This window comes from Actinomadura sp. NPDC047616 (assembly GCF_040642915.1).
In the GTDB taxonomy this organism is placed as follows: Bacteria; Actinomycetota; Actinomycetes; order Streptosporangiales; family Streptosporangiaceae; genus Spirillospora; species Spirillospora miaoliensis.
Window position 1 is genome coordinate 287794 of the sequence record NZ_JBEYTB010000004.1, and the last position, 25035, is coordinate 312828.

Annotated in this window: 18 protein-coding genes; 8 read left to right on the forward strand and 10 right to left on the reverse strand. The window is 68.4% G+C overall.

The features are described 5' to 3' along the window. Positions 1–880 precede the first annotated feature (880 nt). From ABZ801_RS12060 to ABZ801_RS12070, 3 genes are all read left to right on the forward strand, one after another. The gene (locus tag ABZ801_RS12060) at positions 881–1804 is read left to right on the forward strand and encodes a helix-turn-helix domain-containing protein (protein WP_360696355.1); all 924 of its coding nucleotides are present in this window, start codon (positions 881–883) and stop codon (positions 1802–1804) included. A gap of 537 nt (positions 1805–2341) precedes the next feature. Beyond that, positions 2342–3127, forward strand: a complete 786-nt coding sequence (locus ABZ801_RS12065; RefSeq protein WP_360696358.1) for an AAA family ATPase — start codon at positions 2342–2344, stop codon at positions 3125–3127. Positions 3128–3161: 34 nt separating this feature from the next. Beyond that, positions 3162–4886, forward strand: a complete 1725-nt coding sequence (locus ABZ801_RS12070; protein WP_360696361.1) for a hypothetical protein — start codon at positions 3162–3164, stop codon at positions 4884–4886. 247 nt (positions 4887–5133) lie between these two features. On the opposite strand, the gene ABZ801_RS12075 is transcribed toward ABZ801_RS12070, so the two are convergent. The 9 genes from ABZ801_RS12075 to ABZ801_RS12115 all read right to left on the reverse strand — a co-directional run bounded on the left by ABZ801_RS12075 (position 5134) and on the right by ABZ801_RS12115 (position 17123). Then, complete coding sequence (locus ABZ801_RS12075) at positions 5134–6324, reverse strand: DGQHR domain-containing protein (RefSeq protein ID WP_360696364.1); 1191 nt, start codon at positions 6322–6324, stop codon at positions 5134–5136. Positions 6325–6648: 324 nt separating this feature from the next. Then, positions 6649–7596 carry an NlpC/P60 family protein gene (locus ABZ801_RS12080; RefSeq protein WP_360696366.1) on the reverse strand — a complete coding sequence of 316 codons (948 nt, stop codon included), beginning with the start codon at positions 7594–7596 and terminating at the stop codon, positions 6649–6651. Between the two features lie 3 nt (positions 7597–7599). After that, positions 7600–8454 carry a replication-relaxation family protein gene (locus ABZ801_RS12085; protein ID WP_360696369.1) on the reverse strand — a complete coding sequence of 285 codons (855 nt, stop codon included), beginning with the start codon at positions 8452–8454 and terminating at the stop codon, positions 7600–7602. Positions 8455–8504: 50 nt separating this feature from the next. Next, entirely contained in the window at positions 8505–10949 is a 2445-nt protein-coding gene (locus ABZ801_RS12090) for a type IV secretion system DNA-binding domain-containing protein (RefSeq protein WP_360696372.1), read from the reverse strand. Continuing rightward, positions 10946–12619 carry an ATP-binding protein gene (locus ABZ801_RS12095; RefSeq protein WP_360696375.1) on the reverse strand — a complete coding sequence of 558 codons (1674 nt, stop codon included), beginning with the start codon at positions 12617–12619 and terminating at the stop codon, positions 10946–10948. Before ABZ801_RS12095 ends, ABZ801_RS12090 begins: the two co-directional genes overlap by 4 nt. A gap of 205 nt (positions 12620–12824) precedes the next feature. Continuing rightward, the gene (locus tag ABZ801_RS12100; RefSeq protein ID WP_360696378.1) at positions 12825–13787 is read right to left on the reverse strand and encodes a PrgI family protein; all 963 of its coding nucleotides are present in this window, start codon (positions 13785–13787) and stop codon (positions 12825–12827) included. Next, complete coding sequence (locus ABZ801_RS12105; protein ID WP_360696381.1) at positions 13784–15460, reverse strand: hypothetical protein; 1677 nt, start codon at positions 15458–15460, stop codon at positions 13784–13786. Before ABZ801_RS12105 ends, ABZ801_RS12100 begins: the two co-directional genes overlap by 4 nt. Positions 15461–15751: 291 nt before the next feature. Beyond that, complete coding sequence (locus ABZ801_RS12110) at positions 15752–16093, reverse strand: pilin (RefSeq protein ID WP_360696384.1); 342 nt, start codon at positions 16091–16093, stop codon at positions 15752–15754. Positions 16094–16331: 238 nt separating this feature from the next. Further along, positions 16332–17123, reverse strand: coding sequence for a sigma-70 family RNA polymerase sigma factor (locus ABZ801_RS12115; RefSeq protein ID WP_360696387.1), 792 nt, complete (start codon positions 17121–17123; stop codon positions 16332–16334). Between the two features lie 438 nt (positions 17124–17561). On the opposite strand from ABZ801_RS12115, the gene ABZ801_RS12120 reads away from it, so the two are divergent. From ABZ801_RS12120 to ABZ801_RS12140, 5 genes are all read left to right on the forward strand, one after another. Then, the gene (locus tag ABZ801_RS12120; RefSeq protein WP_360696390.1) at positions 17562–18491 is read left to right on the forward strand and encodes a DNA methyltransferase; all 930 of its coding nucleotides are present in this window, start codon (positions 17562–17564) and stop codon (positions 18489–18491) included. Continuing rightward, positions 18488–19402 carry a DNA methyltransferase gene (locus tag ABZ801_RS12125; protein ID WP_360696393.1) on the forward strand — a complete coding sequence of 305 codons (915 nt, stop codon included), beginning with the start codon at positions 18488–18490 and terminating at the stop codon, positions 19400–19402. The genes ABZ801_RS12120 and ABZ801_RS12125 overlap by 4 nt, the downstream gene beginning before the upstream one ends. Positions 19403–19880: 478 nt before the next feature. Continuing rightward, on the forward strand, positions 19881–20447 hold the full coding sequence (locus ABZ801_RS12130; protein ID WP_360696396.1) for a hypothetical protein: 567 nt from the start codon (positions 19881–19883) through the stop codon (positions 20445–20447). Between the two features lie 107 nt (positions 20448–20554). After that, positions 20555–20896: a helix-turn-helix domain-containing protein gene (locus ABZ801_RS12135; RefSeq protein WP_360696399.1), complete on the forward strand. Its 342-nt coding sequence runs from the start codon at positions 20555–20557 to the stop codon at positions 20894–20896. A gap of 2 nt (positions 20897–20898) precedes the next feature. Beyond that, positions 20899–22476, forward strand: coding sequence for a tyrosine-type recombinase/integrase (locus ABZ801_RS12140; RefSeq protein ID WP_360696402.1), 1578 nt, complete (start codon positions 20899–20901; stop codon positions 22474–22476). Positions 22477–22659: 183 nt separating this feature from the next. On the opposite strand, the gene ABZ801_RS12145 is transcribed toward ABZ801_RS12140, so the two are convergent. Continuing rightward, positions 22660–24654, reverse strand: coding sequence for a hypothetical protein (locus tag ABZ801_RS12145; RefSeq protein WP_360696405.1), 1995 nt, complete (start codon positions 24652–24654; stop codon positions 22660–22662). Positions 24655–25035 lie beyond the last annotated feature (381 nt).

Genomic DNA, 25035 nt, shown 5'->3' on the forward strand with positions numbered 1-25035 from the left:
ATTGCGCGCCCGATGGCCGCACTGGGGGTTCTTGTACATCCGGCCGCGTTGGGTCGCAGTACAAGGGAAGGTCACCATCATCACGGCGACTTCCGTCGAAGCGCTGTGTGCCCAGCTTCCTCCCGCTCGTCGTCAGCGACACGAACTCTTGTCTATTCCGCCGCCTGGAAGGAGCTCGAACGGGCGCGGATCGCTCGATTGACCTTCCCATCAGTAGACGACGTGGGTGTTCACCTCGGAGGAGGGGCCGAGGTGAACACCCACGTCTTTCTTCCTGTCGCGCCGGGGTGCCACAGGGGCGGCCATGCGGTGGACCGCTCGGCGGACCGCTTATGAGCGGCACACTGAATAGATGACGTTCGTGCAGGTCATCGTCGTCTTGAGGGTGCCACTGGAGCGTCCGACTATCCCTAAGGGGATACGGAATGAGTAACGATGGTGCGTCGCTGGCTGACTGTGCCGGCTGAACCGCTCCTGCCTATAACTGCATGTCAGGTAGAAGAAGCAGGCCCACACCCAGGATGAGCCGGCCGGTAAGTGGGGTGAGTCTGCGGCCGATGCTCCGAGTCCTGTGCCCCTGGAATGCCCTTCCTCGAGTGCAGCCATCGCGGTTTGTGCTGACCCGCCCGCAAGTTCGGGACGAGATTGACGACGCCACCTCGCGTGAAGGTGCAATGCCCTCAGAGCTTCGCCGATTTTTTGTGCAGGCTTTATGTTGTCGAATTCGGTAATGCGTGGAGGGAAGCTAGTCCAGCCGTTCAGGTGACACAAAAAATATGCGGGCGGCCTTGCTATCTGGTGCCAGGTCGAGAAATGGTCGAGCTGCAAACGCCGGAACGGCACCGGAAACCCGGTAGCCGAATCGTGAAGGGAAACCGACATGACCGCCACCGACATCCGCCCGGCCGCCACCACCGAAACGCGCCACAACGACGACACAGGAACGCAGGACGCCGTTTCCGCACCTGCACCCGACCCGCGCTCTTCGGGCGCCGGAGGCGCGGTTTGGGACGCGCTGAACGACTACCCCGGAAGCACGGTCGCCGCCATCGCCGAGGCGGCAGGTGTCAGCAAGGCCACGACGGCACGGACGCTGACGGCCCTGGAAAAGAACGGCCAGGCAACCCGAATCCACAGGACCCGCAAAGGCGGCAAGCGCACCCCGGACACCTGGCACCCCGTAACCGTCACCATCGCTCCTGAACACGCTGACACCGACGACGACCCGAGCACCGCCGAGAAGGCGACCGAAGCGTCCAGCGGCCATTCGGACGCACCCCAGGCCGACAACCACGACACCGGCTCAGACGAGACGGCGGAAACCCCGGACCCCGCCCGGGACGCCTCTGAGACGGAATTGGACGCAACGGCGGTAGCCGAAGCGCGCGAGGCCCTGACGACCATGGCCGCCGCAATCAGCGCGGCCCTGGAAGCCCTCGATTCCGGCGACCGAACCGAGGCGCTGACGGCGACCGAGACGGTTTACAGCGGTTCCGCGAAGGCGCGCCGCTTGGTCCGTGCCGCCGTCAACGGACGGCCGCGCAGCGCCTCCGGCCGGGTTCGTTCCCAGCCCGGTGAGATGCGCGCCAAGGTGGCCGCGCACCTCGCCGCACACCCGGGCGCCGAGTTCACCCCGCACGAGGTGAGCAAGGTCATCGGTCACTCGGCCGGTGCCGTCGCCAATGCCCTCGACCGCCTGGTGAGCACCGGCGAGGCCGAGATGACGTGCGAACGTCCCCGCCGCTACACCGCCGCCCGCACTACCGAGGACGCGGCCGCAACGTCGGAGACCGCCACGCCGTGAGCACCGGGCGGGTTACCGGACGACCGGGACCCGCCCAGCCTCGACCAACGCCGCCACCGCAACACGCTTCGGAGAGCCACGATGACTACGACCGTTTCCGCCGCCACGCCGTCGCCCACGGCCGCCAGCACCGCCGCACCCGCCGCAGCGAGCAGCCGCACCAGCACCGGCCGACTTGGCCAAGGCGAACTCCGCCGCAGAGTCGCCGTTCACCTGGCCGCCCACCCCAGCACCGCGTTCACCCCAGGGGAGATCGCCCGCGTTCTCGACCGATCGGCCGGGGCCGTGGGGAATGCCCTGGAGACGCTGGTTGCCCACGGCCACGCCGAGCAGGTGAACACCAAGCCGCGCCGGTTCCGCGCTACGCCGACCACCGCCAGTGCCACGGTCAGCCATGGGCCCAAGAAGGCGACGCCGCGTGCGTCGTCCTCACCGCCGCCCGCCCCGCCCACGGCTGCCACCCCGACGCCGCCCACGTCACCGAGCTCGCCACCGAAGGAAAGCCCGGCGACCGGCACAACGCGCAAACCGGCGCCGGTGCGACGCCCGAACGGCCAGACCTACCATCCGCGCCAGCTGGCCGATCTGCCCGACGTGGCGGCCCTGCGCCGCCTGCGTGAGGCGTCCATACCCGCGCTGTTGTACGGTCCGCCCGGCACCGGTAAGACGTCCCTGGTCGAGGCGGCCTTCCCCGACCTGATCACCGTTGCGGGGGACGGAGACACCGCCGTCGCCGATTTCATCGGCGAATACACCCAGGCACCGGGCGGCGGCTATGAGTTCGTGTACGGCCCGCTGGTCACCGCGATGACCGAAGGCCGGTGCCTGTTCATCGACGACGCCACCCTCATCTCGCCGAAGGTCCTGGCCGTGGTCTATCCCGCCATGGACGGCCGCCGCCAGATCACCGTCAAGACCCACAAGGGTGAGACGGTCACCGCCGCCGATGGCTTCTACGTGATCGCCGGACACAACCCCGGCGTACACGGCGCGGTTCTCACCGAGGCGCTGGCCTCCCGGTTCGCCGTGCAGATCAGGGTCTCCACCGACTACGACCTGGCCCGCACCCTCAAGATCGATTCCAAGGCCGTCCGGGTCGCGCGCAACCTGGCGCACCGGCAGAACTCGGGCGAGATCGGCTGGGCGCCCCAGCTGCGCGAGCTGATCGCCTTCCAGAAGATCTCCAGCGTCCTCGGCACCGATGCGGCCGTCGCCAACCTCCTCGGCATCGCCCCCGAAGAAGACCGCGACGTGGTCGCCGAGGTCATCGGTTCCATCTACGGCCGCACCATCACCCCGCTGGCCCTCGGACACCAGCTCTGACCAACCCGCGCCACGAACCGCAGGAGACGACATCATGACCGCACACCTGATCGCCGCACCGACCCCGACGCCGACCACCGACCCGCGCGGCCCTTGGTTGAGGCTGTCCGCCGCCCTCACCGAGGAGGTCACTGACCTGGCCGACCGCGAAGACCTCACGGTCACCTGCGCCCCAGGACTCGGACGAGGCGCCCCGGGATGCTTCATCCCCACCCTGGCCACCGTCGAGCTGGACGGGGCACACCTCGGCCACGACCCCACCACCTGCGATCCATCCCGCCCGTCCGACCGTGACCGCTACCCCGCGTTGTGGGGCGTCCTCGTCCACGAAGCCGCACACGCCCGCCACAGCCGCTGGGCCACCCCCGGCGGAACGCCCGCCGCCCACGTAGACGCCGCGATGACGCTCGAAGAATCGCGCATCGAGGCCGCCCATATACGCCGACGCCCCGCTGACCGGCGCTGGCTGCGCGCGGCCGCCAGTCACCTCGTCCTGGCCGACTTCACCACAGCTTCCGGCGACCCCGCCCCGTCCGCAACGGCAATGACCCCATGGAACGCCGCCCGCGCCGCCGGACTCCTGCTCGCCCGCACTGACGCCGGGATCCTCGACCACGACGAAACCGCCGCGCTGGCCGCCACCATCACCAAGATCCTCGGAGCCAGCCGCCTCAGCGCCCTTGCGGCCCTATGGCACATCGCGCACATCACCGCCGACGACGACCACGAGACAATGCTCGACCTCGGCCGCCGTTGGTGCGCCATCGTCGGCACCAACCCCGACCAACCCGCACCCGCCCCCGCACCAGGCGCCTCGGGCGAGTCCGAAGAACCCTCTCCGCTGGCCGAAGCGATCACGTCCACCGTGACCACCGTCATGAGTGCCGAAGCCTCCAGCGATGCCTCGCCCGAATCCGACCCGCGTCAGCAGGAACGGGACGCGCGCGACGCCGCCGAACGCGCCGCCCGCCGCGTCTTCGGCGCAACGCACACCGACACCGGCCGCCGAGGACCGACCGCCATCAAACGCACCCGCCCGCCACGCCCCGACGAGCAGGCCGCCGCCCGCCGCCTGGCCCGCCAGCTACGAGCAGCCGCACACCGTGAACGAACCGCCGCCACCCACACCTCCGCCACCCCGCCCGGCCGCCTGCGGATGCGCGAGGCACTGGCCGCCGACGCCCAACGAGCCGCTGGCGTCATCCCGACCGCCGAACCGTTCACCCGGACCGTTCGGCGCCACGTCCCCACACCGCCCCTGCGTGTCGGCATCGCCTGCGATGTCTCCGGCTCCATGAACGCCGTAGCGGCACCCGTCGCCTCCGCCGCCTGGATCCTCGCCCGCGCCGCCGCCCACGTCCCCGATGCCCGCTCGGCCACCGTCATCTACGGCGCGAAGGTACGGCCGATCACCCGCCCCGGCCGGACGCCGACCCGCGTCGCCGAGTTCACCGCCAACGACTCCACCGAAGACTTCATCGAGGCCGTAGAAGCACTCGACGCCGCGCTGGACCTCAGCCGCCCCGGTGCCGCCCGCCTCCTGATCGTCGTCTCCGATGGCATCTACACCACCCGCCAACGCACCGAGGGCCAGCAACGCATCAACCGCCTCACCGCCGCCGGTTGCGCCGTCCTGTGGCTCGCCCTCGACAAGCATGCGTACCCCATGAAGGGCGCCCATCTGGTCACCCTGGCCGACCCAGCCACAGCTGCCGACACCATCGGCCAAGCCGCCACCCAAGCCCTCCGCAACGCCTGAAACACGAAACTGACTTCAGCCGCGTGCGGCGGCGGACCCCAGCAGGTGAGCTGGCCGGGGTCTGGCTGGGCCCGGTGGGCGTGGTCAGGTGGGTTCGGCCGTGACGATGTAGCCGAGAGGTGAGCTTGGCGATGAGACGGTTCTTCTCACGGTCGGCATGTCGCGGCGCGTGTAGAAGTCGGCGCCGAAATACCCATTGTCCTATGCGCGGCAAGGTACCGGGCCTGCGGAAAACTGGCTCGCCTCCTCAGAGTCGGATGGTTTCGGCGGGTGACGGCAGGCGACTCTGGATCAGCAGGCTAAGACGCCTGCGGCCAGCGTCCCCGCTAAATCTGCTGGCGACCGACCCAACGCGCCAGAAGTCGGCACCCGACTGGATCCATCGCCGGCCCTCGTTATCAACAGATTCTGCCTCCAGCGTGGGCAAATCCCTCATAACGTCCGCATAGAGCTCGGGCTGGGCGAGACCTCCGCCGGTGCTTCGTACCACCTCGATCACCTGGGGTAGCACCCGGTGCAGCGCGACCGCACCGCTGCCCTTCTGCAGGACGAAGTCCGAGGCGTCCTCGAACGGCTCGGGCATGACCTGCTGAATTCCGGTCCAGTAGGCGTTGATGATGGCTGCGATCTGGACGGCGTCCGCGCGCTTGAGTGCTGGCATGTCCAGGACGGGCTTGAGAGAACGGGCGAACTGCGGTTTGGGGATGGTGACCCCGTCGCCACGGGTCTTGCGCCGGTTCGCCTGCTGGAAGCGGCCCCGCCACGGCCCGTCCAGCTTCTCCAGCTCATCGACAACGGCGTAGGCGCGAGTCACCCAGTCCCGGTCCTCGGCCGCGAGCATCTCCCTGTACTTGGGGTCTTCTTCGGCCATCTTGGTCAGCAGTTCCTCGGCGAGGCTGGTCTTGACTGGAGCAGCGTTGCTGTTGACCTCGTAGAACTCCCGCATTTCTTCGACCGGGTCCAAGCCGAGGGTGAGACTGATCGGCACGGGGAAGTCTTCGTAGCCTTCCAGCTCGGCGAGGAGTTGGATGAGCCCGCTCGCGCGGTGCTGGCCATCGTAGATCCACAGCTCCAGGTCCTTGGCGAACGCAATTCGCCCGCTGCCGATCCAGTTGCCGCCCTCTTGGACGGCCTTCTCATAACCGGCCTCGTCGACGTCGACAAGGATGGCGACCCTCTGCTCGTCTATGTCCTTCTTGCGGATGTTAATGAGCAGCGGGTTGGGCATCCGGCCGTGTCGCTCGTTGTAGTACCGAGCCGCCTTCTGTACCCGGGCTTTGACCGGGGCGCGCTGGTAGCCCTCCTTGGTGCCCGGGTCGTATATGTCGATCTGCTGATGCTTTGCGACGGTGGCAGCGTTGGCGAACGCCTGAAGCATGCGGGTGCCTCTCTGCACACAGAGCGCCCCTGAGATTTCGATCTTCTCGCTAATGATCATTCTTCTCTCCAGATGCCGCAGTCAGAGCTCGTACAGTAGATCTTGATCAAGGTCTGGTCAATCGGATCTGGTGAGAAATCCTTGGATTGCAGTACTGAGTCCAGCTTTGTCGGAACGTTCCATGTCGGAACTAGATCACTAAGTTATGGGTCTATGTCTGTTTTTGTGCCAATTGGAGAAGATTTCTTCTCTCCAATGGATGTCAGCCATCAAGGAACTCAAGTCTTCGATAGCCTCACTGCTTCAGCGCAGTTGGATTCGCCTCGGAGCCATCCTGAGCCTGAGAAGCACGGCGACGCCGACGTCACCGTCGTATAGTTCGAGCTATCCATGGGGACCGGGACGGGAGAAGCCGAGCAGGGTGCGGCGGTTGTAGGACTGGATCTGGACGACGGTGCCTCGGTGTGGGGCGGCGATCATCTTGCCGGGGGCGATAACGAGGCCGACGTGGCCGGGGTTGTCGGGGGAGGTGCCGGGGCCGGAGTTGAAGAAGACCAGGTCGCCGGGCTGTTCCTGGCCTTTGCGGACGTGGGGTGTTTGCTTCCACTGGTCGCCGGAGACGCGGGGGATGGTGACGCCGGCGGAGCGGTAGGCGGCGAAGGTGAGGCCGGAGCAGTCGAAGGCGTTCGGACCTTCGGCTCCCCAGACGTAGGGCTTGCCGAGTTGGGCGTGGGCGTAGGCGACGACCTTCGCCGCGACGGCGTTCGGCGGTAGGGCGGGCGCGGTGCAGGCTGCCGGGAGCGCGGCGGCGCCGGGGGCTTTGGCGTAGGCGTTGGCTTTCGCGAGGACCTTGGTCACGTAGTCGTGGGAGTGGTTGTAGCGGAAGATCGCTGTTCGGAGCTTCTTGGGGGCTCCGTTGTGTTTGAGGTAGCGGGCGGCCGCGGGGATGGCGTCAGCGGGGTTGTAGCGGTCTTTGCGCCCGTCTTGGTCGCCGTCGACGCCGAAGCTTTGCCAGGTGGCTGACAGGAACTGCATGGGGCCTCCTGCGCCGGCGTGGTTCTCGCCAGAGCGGATGCCGGGGAGGCGCGATCGGCCGTGGTCGGATTCGGCCTTGCCGACCGCGGCCAAGACCTCCCATGGGACGCCGTACTTGGCGGCTGCCTGTTGGTAGAGCGATAGGTAGTTGACGGGGATGTCGGCCACCGGTCGGCCGAGCGGGGCGCAGGCTGCGGGTGGTGCGTCCTGGCCGGAAGACATGGCGCCGGTGAGGCCCGCGATCAGGGCGACGATCAGGAGCAAGGTGATCGCCAGGGCGCCGATGAGAATGTTCATCGGTCACCCTTCGTCGGTGGGGTGGGCGGGTTCTTCGGCGCTGGTGAGTTCGGCGAGTCGTAGGCGGGGGCCTGCGAGGGTGAGCGGTAGCCAGACTGGGCCGGCTGGGCCTTGTGGGTGAGTGGGTGGGGTCTGGACGGCGGTTGCGACGGGGACTGGGCGGGGTTGTTCGGTGAGGTGTTTGCGGAGGTTGGCTTCGCGGGCGGTGCTGGGGAGCCAGAAGAGCACGATGGTTGAGATGCCGCTGGATTCGGCGAGGGCGGCGTAGCCGTCGAGCTTGGCGGCGACTTTGGTGAGGGGTTCGCTGCCGGTGTCGTGTTCGAGGAAGAAGTCGAGTCCTGCTTGTTCTCCGCGGGCGGTTGGTTCGACCCAGTGGCCGAAGGCGTCCGGGCGTACGAGGTCGCCCCAGAGCGCGGCGCAGCGGCGTTGCGACCACCAGGCGGCGAGTTGGGTGCCGTCTGCGCGTTCTCGGGCGTGACGGTGGAGGGTGGCGAAGAAGTCGTTGACGCCGACCAGGTGGCCGAGCTGACGGGAGTGGCAGACGCTAAGCGCGGTGGTGCGGCGGTAGCCCAGCTCGGCAAGGTCGATGCCGCGTTGTGCGGCGAGGACGTGGGCGCCGGCGGGGCCGAGGACCCAGTGCCAGGGCAGGGTTCCGGTTGGGGTCCAGGGCTGCATGCGTTCCAGTGCCGCCATTCGGTACAGCTCCAAGAGCCGGTGGCGTGCTTTGGTGGCGCTGGAGAAGAAGATGGCGGTGAGCTGGTGGGTGGTCAGGACACGGTGTTCCCAGACCAGTTCGAGGATGTCTCGGTCGCGGTCGGTGAGGCGGCGGGCGAGGTCGGCGAGCAGTTCGGCCGTCACCCGGGGTGGTGGTGCAGCGCTGGGCTTGCGTGTCCTGGTGGCGGGTCGGGTCATTCGCGCCTCCTCGGTCGGTTGGGTGCAGTGCTGTGGCTCGTCCGGTGGCGGGGGTCGGCGAGGAGGCGCTTGGCGCGGGGTGTCGTGGGGGTCGTGGGGCGTGTGGTCGGGGTTGACCAGCGGCGGGCGGCTGTTCGTACGGCGTCCTGGCGTCCGGGGGTTGCCGGTGGGAGGGGGCGGGTGCGGAAGGTGAAGGCGCGGGTTTGTTCGGCGCCGGTGACCAGGCGTGCGGCGACTTGGTAGGCACCGAGGTGGGCCAGGTCGTGGGCGGACAGCAGGGGTGTGACGTGTCGTGCCAGGTCGGAGGCGTCTTCGGGGGAGGTGGCGAAGTAGAGCTTGTTGCGGGCGTCGGCCGACAGCGCCTCGCGCAGGTCTTTGGGGAGTTGGGTGAGATGCTGGTGGGCCAGGACGAGGGAGAGGCGGTAGCCGCGGGCCTCGGCGAGCACGTCGGCGATGGAGCCGGGCAGGTTGAGGAAGTTGTGGCACTCGTCGACGTAGGCCGCCGCGTCCGGGCGCTGGGCTTCGGGGACGTTGGCGCGGCGGGTGACGGCCTGCCAGGTGTGGGCCAGGAGCAGGGACCCGAGGAGACGCGCGGCGTCTTCGCCGAGGACGCCCTTGGGGAGGCGGGCCAGGATGATGCCACCGGAGTCGAGATGACGGCCGAGGTCGACGGTGGATTCGCTGGAGGAGAGGGCGTCCCGGACGAAGGGGCGGAGCAGGACGGCGCGGAGCTTGTTGAGGACGGGCCCGATGACGGCTGCGCGGCTGGCTGGGGAGAGCTGGTCGTAGTCGGCCCAGAAGCCGGACAGCAGTTCGTCGTTGAGCTGGGCGGTGATCCGGGCGCGGTACGGGGTGTCGGTGAGCAGGCGGGGGACTTGCGCCAGGGTCGCTTTGGGACCGTTGACGCGGGTGAGGGTGAGGCAGGCCGAGCGCATCAGGTCGTCCAGCCGGGGTCCCCAGGCGGAGGAGAAGCAGCGGCGGAAGATCGTGATGATCGAGTCGACGGCGAACGCGGGGTCGGGGCCGGCGAGGACGTTCACCGATGGAGGCGGTGCCGCGTCGGACGGGTCGAACAGGACCGTGCGGTTGACGGCCTTGGGCGGGAGGCGGTCGAGAATGTCGACGATCAGGTCGCCCTTCGGGTCGATGACCAGGGCACCTCTGCCCGCTTGGGCGTCGGAGAGGATCATTGAGGCGAGCAGGGTGGACTTGCCGACGCCGGTTTCGCCGAGCACGTGGACGTGCTGGCGCGCCGCCTCGACGGAAAGGGCTACGGGACGCGGGTGGCCGGTGTCGGCGTCGCCGAGTATCCGGACGTTGCCAGAGGTGGGGATGGCGGGTGAGGGGGCGACTGGGCGGGCTCCGGCGCGGGTTACTCCGGGAGCGTCGGGGTCGAGAGGGAGATGAGCGAGTGCCGCCAGCTCGTCCGCCGACAGGAGGAAGCCGCGGCCCAGTTGACGCCCGGCGAGGTGGGCGGCGGGGCGGTGGAGTCTGCGGCGTTTGAGGTGCTGGTGTGCGGAGCTGTAGAGCGCGAAGGTGGAGGCGAGGGTGTGGGCGTGTCCGCGTAGCCAGCCGCGCGCGGCAGCCTCGGGGCGGGAGTCGGTGGCGACGGCGTAGCGTATCTGCGCTTCGAAGCGTGGCTGGGCGGCCTTGGCCAGGATCGCGCGGACTTGCTCCGCGCGTTCGGGATGCGTGCGTGCCAGTTCGCCGGCGCGGGGATGGCCCGACATACCTGGAGTGGTCAGCTCGAAGAGCCACGCTTGGGGTGCGCAAGAGCGTCCTCCGCGCAGGGCGGCTGCGGCCCGGTGGGCGCGGGCGAGTCGGCGGCCGGTGACCGGGCGGGCCAGGATCTGTACGACGGCGTACTCGCCCTGGCCGAGCCCCGAGACGGCAGAAAGCAGTGCTCGTAGCGGGTCGGCGTCATGGTCGCTGACCAGCGGGAAGTGCTCCGGTCGAGCTGGTAGAAGGCAGCCGCCGGCCGAGGCTGCGGTGACGGGGATGGGCGGCGTGGCCGTTTCGGTCTTGACAGTGGCGCCTGGCCACGCTGCCCGGATCGTCTTCTCGACCATGCCCGGCGGTACGGTGCCGGGCACCCAGATCTGGATCCGGACGCCAGCGGCGTCGGCGACGTACTCGAAGCCGAGATGGGGTTGACCGAGCAGCAGGCGTTTCCACGCGGGGCGGAGCAGTCCCGTTTGATGGGCCCACCATGCTGCGGCGCTGGACGGCTCGACTGCGGGTGGCAGGGAGATGTGAATGACGCGGGCGCCTTGCCTGAGCCGATTGCTGCGCCAGCGCCAGATCAAGGACCTCGCACCGTAGAGCCCGGTGCTGCCGGCGAATGTGATGGCCGCGAGGGTGGGGCCGTGGTCCGCGAGGAGGTCGATGAACTGCTGCGGGTTGTCCAGCAGGTCGGGTAGGAGGTGGGCTGGCCTGGTCACAGTGGGGCTGCCTCGTCGTTCTCGAGACCGGATGCTTCGAGTTCGGCTAGTTCGGCGGGGTTGGTGGTGACGAGGTTGTGCTCGGCGGGAGACGCTTCGCTGAAGAAGGCGGCTCGGTCGCCGGCGGTGCCGCCGCACAGCAGGCCCTCGCCTCGGTCGGCGGACAATAGGAATGCTCTTTCGCCATCGGAGAGGTTGAAGGCGTCGGCAACGGCCTGGATGGCCTGCGGGGACTGCCGGAGCAGGACCTGGGTGGCGGCGTTGGACACCACGGCTCGTCCCAGGTCGGTGGAGAGTAGGTCGGCGGCGTCCTGGGTGACGACAGCCAGCCCGGCCCAGTGCTTGCGGGCGGACTTGGCGAGGCGGTAGAGGAACTTGGCGCCTTCGGATTCCTTCATCAGCAGCCACGCCTCGTCCACCACGACCAGCCGCCTGCGGCGGTCGCTGGGGTTGGCGACGCGCCGCCAGATGGCGTCCAGAGCCAGCAGCACCCCGACCGACTTCACCTCGTCGGGCAGGTCCCGGAGGGAGAAGACGATGAGGTGCCCGTCCGGCTTGGTCGTCGTCGGACCGGCGAACAGGCTGCGATAGGAACCGGTGACGTAGGGTTCCAACCGTCCGGCCAGCTCAACCGCTTCGGGCGTGGCGTCCTCGTGCAGTTGTGCGACGAGGTCGGCCAGCAGCGGAGCGGGACGTTTCCAGGTTCGGGCGTCGGCGGTGATGCCCTTGGTCGCGTAGGCGGCCACCACGGCGCGGTCCAGGGCCGCGCGGGCATCGGAAGCCAGGGGCTCCCCGATCATCGTTGAGACGAGGGTCTGGCAGAACAGCGCCCGGCGGATAAGGGCGTCTTGGCCGTGCGCGGCGGGCAGGTCGAAGGGGTTGAAGCACTCACCCTTGGCGCCCAGCGGCAGGCGGGTGCCGCCGACCGCCTCGCACAGACGTCGATACTCGTCCTCCGGGTCCACGACGGCGACTTCGACGCCTTGGTAGAGCAGTCGGAGAAGTTCGAGTTTGGTGAAGTAGGACTTGCCCGCGCCGGAGCGGGCGATGGTGACGGAGTTGTGGTTGTCCTGGGCGAAGCGATCCCAGACCACGACGCCGGAACTGGAGAGGTTCAGCCCGTAGAGCACGGCGGTATCGCCGACGGCGGCGGCCAGGTCTGGGGAGACGAACGGGAAGCTGGCTGCCAGAGCGCTGGTGTCGAAGGCCCGCCGCAGTCTGAGGGGATCGGTCCCCAGCGGCAGGGTGGTGACCCAGCCTTGCAGGGCCCGGAACGTGGTGGGCTGCGCGTCCAGCAGCAGCGATGCCGCCAACGCGCGGACCTGCTGAACCTCGCCGTCGAGGGCGTCCTGGTCGGGGGCGTGAACGGTCAGGTAGAGGCCGACGCGGAACAGCTTTCCGTGGCCGCGCGCCAGCGCGGCGGACAGTTCGGCTGCGTCGTCGGCGGCGGCTTCGGCGGCGAAGTCGGTCAGCCGCCCGGCCTGGGCGTCGGAACGCGACGAGGACTCCAGCCGGGCGAGCTGGCGGCGCAGCCGCTGGACCGCGACCATCGGCGGGATCGGCTCGATGTGCAGGGAAAGGTCCAGGTGACCGGGGTAGGTCAGCAGGGGTTCCAGCCATCCTGCACCGACCTCTCGCGGGTAGCCGATTATCGCGAAGGACGCGCACATGCCTTCGGGGAGCTGAATGCTTCGAGAACCGACCCGAAGTGCTGAGGGCCCGAGAAAGTCGGCCAACCGTGCTCGGTGCTGGACAGCGGGACGGCCGAACCGGGACAGGGACGAAGGAATCTTCATCGAGACACCGCTTCCATGCTTGGCGGGACACCTGGCCCACGTGGCGTAGTGATGTGAAGGCAGCGAGGATCTGCGACGGTCAGCGGTCGTCCGCTTCCGCGGCGGTGATGGTGTCGTGAGGGCTGGCGAGTCCAGGCGGCCTGGCTTCGCCCGGTGAGAGAGCGCTGGACAGAATCTCGATGCAGGCCCGCGCGTGCAGTACCTCGGCGTTGATGCCGATGGCCGACAGTGACCGCACAGCGTTATCGGCGCGACGGGCCAGCAGGTTCGCGGTGACGTCGCGGGCGCGGCTGCGCCGCACCGGCTTGGCCTCCGGCTGCTCGCGGAGCACCAAGAGCACGTGCCGGATCAGCAGGTCACGCGAGGTGTTCAGTTCCCGCAGGTAGCCGGCGTGTTCCAGGGCGGCCTGCTCAAGAGCGGGGTGCGCCAGTTGCGGAGCGGAGTCTTCGAGCCGATCGATGAGTCCGCCCAGATCGGCCGAGCGCGCCTGCACCAGGATCTGTACGGGTGCGTCCAGCGAGTTCAGCCATCGCCCGAACATCGCCACCAGCGCCGCCTGTTCCGCCGGGGTGCGTAGCGTGAACGACACCGTTCCGGCGCGTACAAGCATGGCGGTGCCGCCGTCGGCCAGCTCAAGGACGCCGTCCTCACGGATCGCCCGGACGGGAAGATCCAACGGGCCTGGCATTCGTCCGCGCAGCTTGCACCACGCTGGGAGCGGTGCCACTCCCTCGGGCGCGGCGACCAGCGCCTTGCGAAGCCGCAGGTGATGCAGGCCGGCAATGACGAGCCGGTCCAGGCTCAGCCCATCGCGGCGTCCGAGTGCGAGCGCGCAGCCAATGGCGACCATGGGGAACACGACCGCTGCGATCATCGGTAGGGGAAGGTGATCCTGGGCGAGGAGGTACATCCATGCGGCCAGGAGCCCGGTGCCGCCCAGGATGAGCACCTGTCGGGCCGTCAAGCCTGCGATGAGCTTGTCGGGCATCTCCACGTCCGCAGGGATCTTGGCGACCAGCAGCTCGTCGTCCGGCGTGGTCATCGCCTGCCTCCTCTCCGGCGCCGCGGCCGGTCAAGCCGCAACACCACATGCCGCGCCGGTGTGGCGCCGCGCTGTGCTGGTGGAAACGCCCTCTGCCGCCGACCACCGTCTGCAGTAGCCGGAGCGCTGCGCTGGGCATGCGGGACGCGCTTGGTCGGTGTTGCATACGTCGCCTGCGGCTGCGCGGGGTGCCGCCTGGCGCCAGGAGCCCTGTGGTCGCGTCGGTGCTCTGGACGTGGACGCTCGTCTCGATGCCCGTGCTGGGGACCTGTGTGATGCCGTCCGTAATGGCTGCGATGGCGCCGCTCCGGTTGGTCACCGCTGTGCCTGTTGGCCGGCGCCGGGCCACCGCCAGGATGGCGTGGCCTGGGATTGCCACGGGTGCCACCAGGGCTGTTGCCAGGGCCCCCTCCCGGGTGTCCTCCGCCCGGCCCAGGACGGGAACGTGGGCCACTGCCCGGTCCGCCCCGATGCTTGCCGGTGTGCGTGGCTCGGCCACCACGCACTACGCGACCGACGGTGCTGACTGCCGCGCCGACCGTCCGGTAGACCAGGAACGACCTGACCAACTGCCCGAGCATGCGCGGCTGGGCCGAGCGCCAGATGGTGCGGGCCACCCAAGACGGGATGCGGATCATGACCCACAGCAGGCAGATCACCAGCAGTACGTCGATCAGGTCCTGCTTGGTGGTCGGGATGTTGTGGAAGGTCCCCTCGTCCTTGGTTTCGGCGAACAGCACCTGTAGCGCGGAGACCAGGACCAGTGATTGGCAGACCTGGATGGCGAGCATCCCGGTGATCCCGCGCCACCACAGCCGGGCGATGCCGTCGGTCATGGGCAGGGCGTGGAACATCAGGGCCAGCGGCGCGGCGGCGATCAGCACCATGGTGATGGCCAGCCGGGCGACGTAGATGAACGCCACGATCAGCGCCAGCACCACCGCCACCAATGCGACGAGGACGAAGAAGGTGCCGACGGTGTTGATGGACGCCTCGACGCCGTTCCCGAGAACCGTGCCCGCCTGCGCCGGGTCGATCTTGCTGCTTCCGGCGGTCAGGAACGCCTTGGCCAGTCCGTTGGCCAGCGAGATCCCGTGCCCGATGAAGATCAGGCTGAGGTTTGTGGCCAGGAACGCCAGCAGCAGCCGCGGCAGCAGTTCCTTGGGCGACAACTCGCCTGGCAGGGACTGGCCCGCCATGAGCAGGATCCCGGTGATGGTGATCATCAGGACGAAGCAGGTGTTGGCGATCCACTGCGAGGTGCCCCACAGCTCCCGGGCTCGTTTCATCTCCGGCGAGTCGATCTCGGGGGTGCCCAGCACGGTGGCCGACAGGAACTCGAAGGTCGGCTTGGACGCCGACTCCACCAGGTCCCGGAACCATCCGGTGACCGCGTCGCCGGCCATGCACCCCAGGTCGCCGAAGCCGCACTTCTTGGGCGGTGTGCCGCTGTTGTTGTACGGGGAGCTGGGGTCCTGCACCCACTTGCCCGGCGAAACCTCGCACAACGTCTGCGGCATCGGTGCACCCAGGTTGTAGACCAGCTTCTGCTTCCCCGGGCAGGTTGCCTGCCCGGGGAGCGGCTTGGCGGCGGAGGGATCGATCGGCACCCACTTGCCCGGGGACACCTCGCACATCATCTGCGGCTTGATGCTGAACGGCCGCGTCTCCACCTTCGTCTTCCCCGGACAGGACGCCCCCGCCTGACCTTGCCCCGCCCCGGCAGGCGGTGGCGACGGTGTCACGGTCCCCGGCGTCGTCGCTGGCGGGGAGTTTTGACTGCTGGGCGGTGTGGTCGGTGACGGCCCAGGCGACGCTGGGGCAGCCGCCGCATGCTTTCCCGTGCTGGCAGCGGCAGCCTGCGAGGAGCCTGAGCTGACGCCCGTAGCGAGCATCGCGGCACCGATCAAGGCGGCCAAGATCATCACCAGGAGGACCCAGCGCCCGGAGCGAGGGTCGGCCATTCACGCCCCCACGATCTTCTTCAGGATCTGCACCAGCACGGGGGCCAGGACCGCGATGCCGTAGCCGAGCGCGGCGTATTTGAGTGTCTTCTTGGCCGCCTCCACTTCGCCGGGGTCGCCTCCGGCCAGGATGTAGCGGACGCCGCCGATGGTGGCGAACAGCGTCGCCAACCCCACCAGCAGGCCGACGAGCACGTTCCGCAGGTTGGTGATCACCTGGTTGAGGTCGGCGACCGCGACCAGGTTCGTGGCTGCGCCCGCCACCTGTGGCGCCAACGCCACCCAGGCGCCGACACCGGCACACCACAGCGCCACGGCCCCGGTGAGGCGGATCCAGCTCACCCCTCGCCGCGCCGACTGCCGCCGAGACGGATCTGATTGCATTGAGCAACTCCCACGAGTTGACGAAGCCGGAGGAAATGCCTGGGCCAGGGGAGTCCGCGGGGCCGCGATGGCCGGGCTTCCGGGTGTCCTCCTTCGAGGTCCTCGGATGAGCGGTGTGCGACGGGGATCGAGCGGCCGCCTCAGCCGGCCTATCGCGACGCCCCGCGGACTTCCCTGTCGCTCTCTGAAAGCCCCGCTACCAGCCCGGATTCCGATCCAGACCAGCAGAATTGGCCGTGACTTTGCCGTCCTGAATGGCCGCGACGAGCCGCTTTTCGGCCCGCTCACGCCGGTCGTAGAGGCGTCGCGGCACCTCACCACGCTCACGGGCGAAGACACTCAGCGGAATCTTCTCCAACCGGGTGACCCCGATCAGCTCCGCCTCCTCGGCCGTGATGACGCCCTGGCGGACGGCGTCGGCCAGCACCAGATCCTCATGCCCGCCCACCGGCCGCGGAGCGATCATCGGCAGCGTCTCAGTAGTGAGGGGGACGCAGGTGGCCTCTTGGCGGCAGGTCTTCACGCCGGCGCGCCTGGCCGCCCACAACAACCGCGGTGCTATCGAGTGACGCTCCAGGTCGATGCTGGCCAGACCGGCGACGAACGCGGTCAGGAGCGAGGAGATGACGTCCTCGGCGTGCGCTGCGAGCAGGCCGCGCAGCAGGCGCGCGGTGACCTGCTTGAGCCCGGGCATGGCCACCCCGACACAGCCGATCGTCCACGCCGGCCCGTCCGACCGGGAACGGTGAACCAGTTCTCGCCAGGCGGCGTCGCGCGCGGACAGGTCCGTGGCTGGATGCAGCAGGATCGCCCGCAGTTCCCGCAGATCGATGTCCCGGGCCGGAAGACCATGCCCGATGAGCGACCCATCGAGGCTCAGCGGCGAAGGGCCGCTCACCAGAAGGTTGAAGTGCTGGTCGGCGAGATCAAGCGCGTTGCATCGCGCGGCGTCGTACTGCTTCTCGGTCGCGGTGAGGTTGGAGTGCATGACAGGCCCCTCGAAGCTGAGCGGAGTGGATCGGACGCCGCCAGTCCTCCACCCCCGTTCGGGACTTCCTTGGGGCCTTTTCGGGACCAGTTCGAGGCCCTCTCTCCGCGCGAGAAACAACCCCGTAACCCTCAAGTTCGGCCCTGACCTGCAGAAACCCCGGGTACGGGAGCATTGGCTGGACCGCTGAGTAAACCTGCGACAAGTCCCAAAACCCGCCCTGACCAGCCACGACTGCCGCCCCAGAGGACGCTCGTAAAGCATTGTTAAGTCGCCGATCCCACGTCCACGCATCGAGGAGAAATGCCCCGGCCGTGGGCGTTGACGGCGGTAATCACCCTACTCGGGTGATTCGTCCAGGTGCTTGGCGGACTCTTTACGACAGGCGCCCGAAAAGAACCTGCCCGGCCGGGCTTTTAGAGGTGCGACAGGGATCGAGTGACCGCGCCGGGTCACCCCACGATGAACTCACCACCCAGCTTCGGGTCCTCCAACCCGAACAACCGGCGGTCCGGCATCAACGCCAAGACCAGGCAACTGCTACCGCTGACCGTCTGGCTGTGCCCCGACACCGCCCAGGAGACGAGCACCACCACCGCGAGCCAAGGCCAACAGCAGACCGGGTTGTGTCTGCGCCACACGCGAGCTGTGGGGACCGAGCTCGCCCGCCAGCTGATCTCCACCTGCACACCCCAAGGGGGTGTCGTCGCCGAGGCGTTCACCTCCAGCGACGCCACCCTGCGCGCGGCCGCCGAACTCGATCGCCGGGCGATCGCCTGCGTGCCCCATCTCCCGCTGGCCCAGCACATCGGTGGACGCCTTCGCGCGGACTGCTCACCACAGCAGCTGTCGAGGATCGCGATGCGTCCCTGCCGTCCCGATCAGATGCATCGCGGTCTGGCAGACTTCGCCGGCGAGGTGGCCTTGGTGATCGCGGCACCGCCCCCATACTCCCTCGGCCGCCCCGCCGGTACAGGACGGTGCCCAGGCTGCCTGTCGGACGCCCTGACCGGTGGCGAACTGCGCATCGACGGCTTCCTGCTGGCGGCCTGGCGTACCCTGCGCCGCGGCGGCCACCTCGCTCTGATCACCACGGCCCGTCACGAGAGGGGCCGCCTGGTCGACCCGGCACCCCAGATCATCCGGCAGGCCAGAACACTCGGCTTCCGCTACTCCCAGCACGTCATCGCCTTGCGCGTCCCCGTCCAAGGCGACGAACTCCTCCTCCAGGCCAGTCCCACACAAGTGGCTCAGCTTCGTGACATCAGGTCACGCGCCTTGCCACCGGCTGTCAGTGTGCATGCCGATGTGTGCCTGTTCACCAAATCGTCTGCAGCCCGTACCGGCGGCCAAGGGGCAGGCCGATGAAGGGCTCTGGTTCACGCCCTCAACGCGTCGCGGAGGAACCGTGTGTGCCGGCCCGTCGGAGGCTCTCGGTGCTGGTCACCGCGCAACGACCTTCCCGGCAACAGCGCCAGGGCCGGTACGTGCCCGAGTCGATGAAGCACCCGGCCCGCATGCTGCCCGCCATCGCCGCCCACGTCATCACCGACTACACCGGCCCCGGGGAGTTGGTTCTCGACCCGATGTGCGGGATCGGAACGACACTGGTGGAAGCGATCCACCTGGGCCGCGACGCCGCGGGCATGGAGTACGAGACCGACTTCGCGCACCTGACGTTGCGGAACCTGCGGCACGCCCAAGCCCAAGGTGCCACGGGGACGGCGCGGCTGGTGTGCGGGGACGCGCGCAACATCGCCACCGTGTTCGCCGAACTACGCGGCAAGGTCGCGCTCGTGCTGACCTCGCCACCCTATGGATCTCACACGCACGGGCACGTCAGATCCGGACGTGACAACGGCGGCGGAAAGATCGAGAAGACCAACCACCGCTACTCCACCGATCCGGGCAACCTCGCCCACCGCGGCCTCGACGAACTGCTGGACGGGTTCGGGCGCATCCTCGCCGGCTGTACTCAGTTGCTCCAGCCCTTCGGGGTGGTCGCCGTCACCGTCCGCCCCATTCGGGTCAAAGGAGAACTGATCGACCTCCCCGGACGCGTCACCGAGACAGCGGAACGTGCCGGGCTGGTATTGACCGATCGGCTCGTGGCGCTGCTGTGCGGACTGCGGGACGGTGGCCTGGTCAATCGGGCCTCCTTCTTCCAGATGCTCGAAACCCGCCGCGCCCGAGACAAAGGCATCCCCGCCTGCGCGACCGCGCACGAAGACCTGCTGCTATTCCAGCGCACCACCGACCTCAACACAGACCGCGAGTAAGCGAACCGATCCCATTCCGCACGTCGTTGGCTGACGGAATCGCCGTTGACTTCGGCGGCGCATCAAGTGCCTTTCCCCGCGGTGACAACAGTAGGCCTGGCCGCAACCGCCATCACTGTGCCTGCTGCGCACTTCGTGATGACTGTTCCAGAGGGACTGGCGGGGAGTCGGGGCGTTCTCGACTTGCTGGAGGTGTGGCGCGCTGGCGGAGCCTTGACATTCGCGGATGAGGCGAGCGTGCATGCGCCCGTGACCGCCGCCGTTCGCATGATCGCCCAGCAACCCTTCCTGCCGCGCCCTTGGTCTGCCTGCTATGTCGGCACGGTGGGGGACCGGTGCACGGCGCCTGGCTGGACACCGCACCTGGCCACGCGCCACGAGAGCCGCAACCGCTCTCTTCAGTGCGGCCAGGTTGTCGGACGTGTCTGCACGGAGTGGTCACAAGATTCAGACCAGCAACGATCGATCGGAGAAATTCATGTCGCTTACCAGTCCTGAAGGCACCCCGCTCCGGAAGACCGACCACCGTGAGCAGACCGGAAGCGAGGTCCACGCTGAAAGGGCACGCGCGGCGGCGCGGTTCGCCTTCTACGGTTGCACGCCGCAACGCGCTGACACCGGCCGCATCGCCCACGTCCAGCGGGCCCAGCAACGCGCCGTCGCGCGGGAGGTGATCAAGCCATGTGGCGGGGAGATCGTCGTCGAGTACTTCGACACCTACACCCGCCACTGGACCGCCGACGTCCCGCCGGAATCCCACCGGCCCTGGGGACAGCGGCCCCAGGCACGCGCACTGATCGACGCCCTCGCAACCGACACCTTCGACGCCGTGGTGATCGGAGACCTGGCCGCCGCCACCTTCGGCAGCACCAGCATGTGGGACGTCGTCGAACTTCTGCGCCAGCACCACAAGACGCTGTGGGCTCCAGGCATCGAAGGCGCACTCGACCCCGACGACCTGGCCCAGCTGCTGCTGGCCAAGGTCCTCATCGGCACGCCCATCCCACGGCCTCGGGGCTCGGACCGCGAAAGCGCGGCTGACTAGTCCGGCCCGCTGGCCGCACCGGACGGCTGCAATGGCCGCCCGGTGCGGCCGGACCGCCTGCCCTCGACTCCACACGATCACCTGCACACCCAGCGAAGGGACGCTGCATGACCGATCCCTCCCCCAAGACGAGCCACAACCGCCCCGCCTGCCAGCGCGCCGAACGTCCGGCCTCCTCGACACGGCGCCCGGGACGACGCTGCCGACGCACGATGGCGCAGGGTCTGTCCGCCGAAGAAGTCCGCAACCTGCCGGTCACCATCGACCTGGTCACGGCCGGGCGCGCGCTGGGAATCGGACGCACCAAGGCCTACCAGCTGGCCCGCACCGGCGACTTCCCCTGCCGTGTTTGGCGGGTGGGCCACAGCTACCGGGTCCGCACCACCGACCTCCAGACATTCCTCGGCATCGACCCTGCGGCGTCGCCCGCGCAGCGAAAGGACATGTGATCGTGGCGGCAAAGGGAAGGACGTTCAAAAGCTGCGGATGCCGCGACCAGGCGGGCAGGAAGCTGGGCCAGCAGTGCCCGAAGCTGCGCCGCGCCGACGGCCGGTGGAGCACCACCCACGGCACATGGAACTACCAACTGGAGCTGCCACCCAATGCCGACGGCACCCGGCGCGGCCCGCTGCGGCGCGGCGGATACCCCAGCCAGGACGCCGCCGATGACGAGATGAACGAGGTCAGGGAGCTGCTCAACATTGCAGCCGGAGACACCGGCGTCGCTGTGAAGATCGCCGACTTGATCACCGCCACCGTCCGGGAGACCAAGAAGCTCCCCGCCGCCGAGGAGGTGCGGCGTAAGGTCCGCACTGGGCAGGACCTGGCGCGGTCGATCACTGTGGGCGAGTACCTGGACCAGTGGCTGGCCGGACGCAAGGCCCTGCGTGAGAGCACGCGCCGCAGCTACGCCGACCACATACGGCTCTATCTCAAACCGCACCTGGGCGACATCCGCCTGGAACGGTTGCGAGTGGCAGACGTGGACCGGATGTTCGAAGCGATCGATGAACTCAACGACCTCATCACCCAAGCCCGCGAATCCGGTGACCCGAAGCTGCGCGCACAGGTCCAGGGCCGCCGCGTCGTGGGAGCGGCCAGCAAGCAGCGGATTCGTGCCACATTGCGCAGTGCGCTGAACAAGGCGATCAAACAGCGTCTCATCGAGGTGAACGTGGCGGCGCTGGTGGAGCTGCCGTCCGGTAAGGCACCCAAGGCACTCATCTGGACGGACGAACGCATTGCCGAATGGCGCAAGAACCTCGACGTCTACATCCAGACCGTCAACGCCCAGCGCAAACGCCAGCGGATTGCCGACCCCGCCAAGTGCACAGGCAACAAGATCAACCGGCTGGACGCCTACATCGGCGCGCCCCGCCCGTCGAAAGTCATGGTCTGGACTCCGGCTCTGACCAAAAGGTTCTTGCAGCGCGCCGAAGGGCACCGGCTATACGCGCTGTACTACCTCATCGCTTTTCGTGGGTTGCGGCGCGGTGAGGCATGCGGGCTCCGCTGGACCGACCTGGACCTGGCCAAGCGAACGGCGTCGATCGGCTGGCAGATCACCCAGATCGGTCCGGAGACGTTCGAGGGCAAACCCAAGTCCGAGGCCGGGGAGGCCACCATCAGCCTGGACACCTCCACCGTCAAGGTGCTGCGCGCGCACAAGGCCCGCCAGAACACAGAACGCCTGGCCGCCGGAGACACATGGGCCGAGACCGGATTCGTCTTCACCGACCAACTCGGCCAGCCGGTCGTGCCGAACGAGGTCACCGACCAGTTCGAGCGGCTGTCGATGGAGGCGGGGCTGCCGCCGATCCGGCTGCACGACCTGCGCCACGGCGCGGCTTCCTTCCTGCTGGCCGCTGGCTACGACATGAAAGTCGTCCAGGAGACCCTACGGCTGTCGTCCATCTCCATCGCGGCCGACATCTACACCAGCCTGCTGCCGCAGCTGGCTCACAAGTCCGCCGAAGACGCTGCCGCCGTTATCCTCAACGCAGACACTACCGACATGCGGACGGCTTAGCCTGGAAGTCTGCTGTTCCTTGGGCTGCGTGGCCGACTGCCTCTCATCGGTTGGCGCTGCTGCGTCGTGGCGGGCCGCTGACGTCCGGAAGGACGGCAGGCATACCGCATCGACACCGAGGCGGTCGAGCGGTCCCTGAGGAGTTGCAGAGTTACCTGCGGACCTGCTGTCCGCCTGCGGAAATCAACGCGAGCCGTACAGGATCTCGGTGGTATCGGCTCCGTCCTGCTCCAGCCGCCATAGCGCTCGACGGGCCCGGGCGCGGCGGTGTTCGAGGACTTCGGACAGGTCTTGGCCTGTGACGACGCCGTTGATGGCGTCGTCGACGATGAAGGCCGACAGACTGTTCAAGAAGCTGTCGACGGTGGCAACGACGGCGGGCACCGTCCGGGTGCCATGAACAACGGCATTGCGTAGCCGAAGCGCGCGGACAAGCAGCAGGCCGAACCGCTGCTCCAGTTTCTGCAGGTGCTGTCGTGTTGCCAGGGGATCGCGGGCCCACCGGTCGACGGCTTTGGCCTGGTAGCGCTCCAGTGGCCAGTCCTTGGGAATCGCGGCCGCGACCGCGGCCGCAGAATGCAGGAACGCTGGCATATCGAGGGGCCTGCGGTCATGGCGGGTCCGGGGCCCGAACGCCTCGTAGGCCGGATGCTCAGCGGACTGCAGTCTTGCCATCAGCCAGTCGCATCGGCTGGCGGTGACGCGCAGGTCCCGCAGGAACTGGGCCAGTGCCCAGCGCTGGCGCAGGAAGTAGTCGACGGTCCGGTCCCAGCGCTCGCTGCCGCGTAGCGGCAGCGACTGTTCAAAGGCCCGCACGTACAGCACCACGCGCTGGGCGGGGTCGACCTGGCGGCGTGTGGCCTGGTACCAGCGCACCTCGGCAGCGGCGTCCAGGGCGGCGGGTTCACCGCGTGCCAACGCTGCCGCGTAACCACCTGGCAATGACTCCAGTGCCCTGCCCGTACCTTCCTGCAGCACCTCATAAGGGGTTACCGCGTCGTCACGTGCGGGATCATCGAAGGGCAGGGCATACGACCAGTTGGCCTCGGGATCCGGCTCCGGGTCTGCGTGGACGGCGGGCGCTGGATCCTGCACGACGCTACGGCCGTTATCGCTGGTGTTGCTCGACGTGCTCGCAGTGGGCGAGTCGGCAGGGTCGTGGTAAATGGTCTCGCCCAGCATCAGACGCCACGCCGAACCGCCGCGGCGGAAGGTGGCCGCCTCCACCACGCTGAGTACCAGGTCACGTGCCCACTCGGCGGGCGCGCGGCCATGGGCTTGGGGGTTGTAGCGCCCCTGAGCTCGCGGGCCCTCCAACTCCACCCGCGCATACACGTAATGCCCGGCCGCGTGACCTGTCGGCGTGTCGGCGTCATCACTCCTGTGGGCGGGGTCGGCATCAGCCGGGTCGTCATCGACGCTCATCAGGCGCCTGATAGGCGGTGTGAGTTCAGCAGGGAACTGCGCTTCGCGCCACCTGGTCAGGATTTCGGGGTGCTCGGCCAGGTCATCCCACAGACGGCGGGAGAAGAACTGGATCTGCCCGACGCGCAGGTAGTCGTCGGCCAAGCCGGCGTTGGCGAACGCGAACCAGGCCACCCGGACGGGGTGATCGGCGATGCTCAACAGCTGCTCGGCTTGGTCGAAACCCGCCTGTTGGACTTTCGACCGCAGATGTGAACGCCGCCAGCTCCACTGATTGCCTAGCGCTTCATCGATCTCGCGTACCTGCAGAACATGGAGCCGGTCGCGATCCAGCTCGGGACCAGAGACGCACACCGCCTCCACAAGGTCTCGCCAGGCGGCTTGGGCGCACTCGCTGCGGCGCAGTCGCTGCCGCAACAGTCGGGTGGTGTGCAGCAACCTCAGGCTCGCCCCGCCGTCCTCCAAATCCTTGGGCAGGTCTTTCAGCGCCTGCAGGTAGTCCTGCAGATCCGGTTCCAGTATCCGGCTCAGATTCGGGCCCAGGCTCTTGAGCGCCTGGATCACGTCGTTGGTCAGAGTTCGACGGTCGTGTGGCTGTGGCGGCTGGTGCCCGGCTCGCACCGTCTCGCACACCGAGATCACCTCGCTCAGCGCCGCGACCGGCAGCAAGGTGAACGGCGCCTGGGCAGGCTCGGTCTTCAGATATGCGACCACGAACGCCCGATGCCCGGCGGATGCGGAAAACTCGGCCATCCTCCGCACTTTAAAGTCTTCACGGCGCAGCGGCACGGAATCTGACGGTTCCAGCGTTCAACGTCGCTCGCGCCCCCAGCCGGGTGACCGCTAGTCCGTCAGCTCGCCGATCAGACCCTCGACGCGTTTTCGGACCTCGTCCCGGATGGGACGGACGGCGTCCAGGCCCTCGCTGGCGTGGTCGCCCCCCTCATCGAAGTCCCCGTCCTGGTCTCCCTCGTCTACCTGGCGCTGTCACCACGCCACCGGATGGTCGGCAAGCCCACCATCCCAGGCCGTGCACCCGAACAGTCCCACCCTGCTCGCACGCTCACTCCTTGAGACGCGGCGGCGCAGGTGTTCTCCCTGGAGCCTCGACGATGAGCGATACGGTCGCTGCTT

Excerpts from the sequence above, each read along its gene's own strand:
- ABZ801_RS12060 (WP_360696355.1), top strand. The coding sequence starts at position 881 with ATGACCGCCACCGACATCCGCCCGGCCGCCACCACCGAAACGCGCCAC.
- ABZ801_RS12070 (WP_360696361.1), top strand. The coding sequence starts at position 3,162 with ATGACCGCACACCTGATCGCCGCACCGACCCCGACGCCGACCACCGAC.
- ABZ801_RS12075 (WP_360696364.1), bottom strand. The coding sequence starts at position 6,324 with ATGATCATTAGCGAGAAGATCGAAATCTCAGGGGCGCTCTGTGTGCAG.
- ABZ801_RS12080 (WP_360696366.1), bottom strand. The coding sequence starts at position 7,596 with ATGAACATTCTCATCGGCGCCCTGGCGATCACCTTGCTCCTGATCGTC.
- ABZ801_RS12095 (WP_360696375.1), bottom strand. The coding sequence starts at position 12,619 with ATGTGCGCGTCCTTCGCGATAATCGGCTACCCGCGAGAGGTCGGTGCA.
- ABZ801_RS12100 (WP_360696378.1), bottom strand. The coding sequence starts at position 13,787 with ATGACCACGCCGGACGACGAGCTGCTGGTCGCCAAGATCCCTGCGGAC.
- ABZ801_RS12115 (WP_360696387.1), bottom strand. The coding sequence starts at position 17,123 with ATGCACTCCAACCTCACCGCGACCGAGAAGCAGTACGACGCCGCGCGA.
- ABZ801_RS12125 (WP_360696393.1), top strand. The coding sequence starts at position 18,488 with ATGAAGGGCTCTGGTTCACGCCCTCAACGCGTCGCGGAGGAACCGTGT.
- ABZ801_RS12130 (WP_360696396.1), top strand. The coding sequence starts at position 19,881 with ATGTCGCTTACCAGTCCTGAAGGCACCCCGCTCCGGAAGACCGACCAC.
- ABZ801_RS12135 (WP_360696399.1), top strand. The coding sequence starts at position 20,555 with ATGACCGATCCCTCCCCCAAGACGAGCCACAACCGCCCCGCCTGCCAG.
- ABZ801_RS12145 (WP_360696405.1), bottom strand. The coding sequence starts at position 24,654 with ATGGCCGAGTTTTCCGCATCCGCCGGGCATCGGGCGTTCGTGGTCGCA.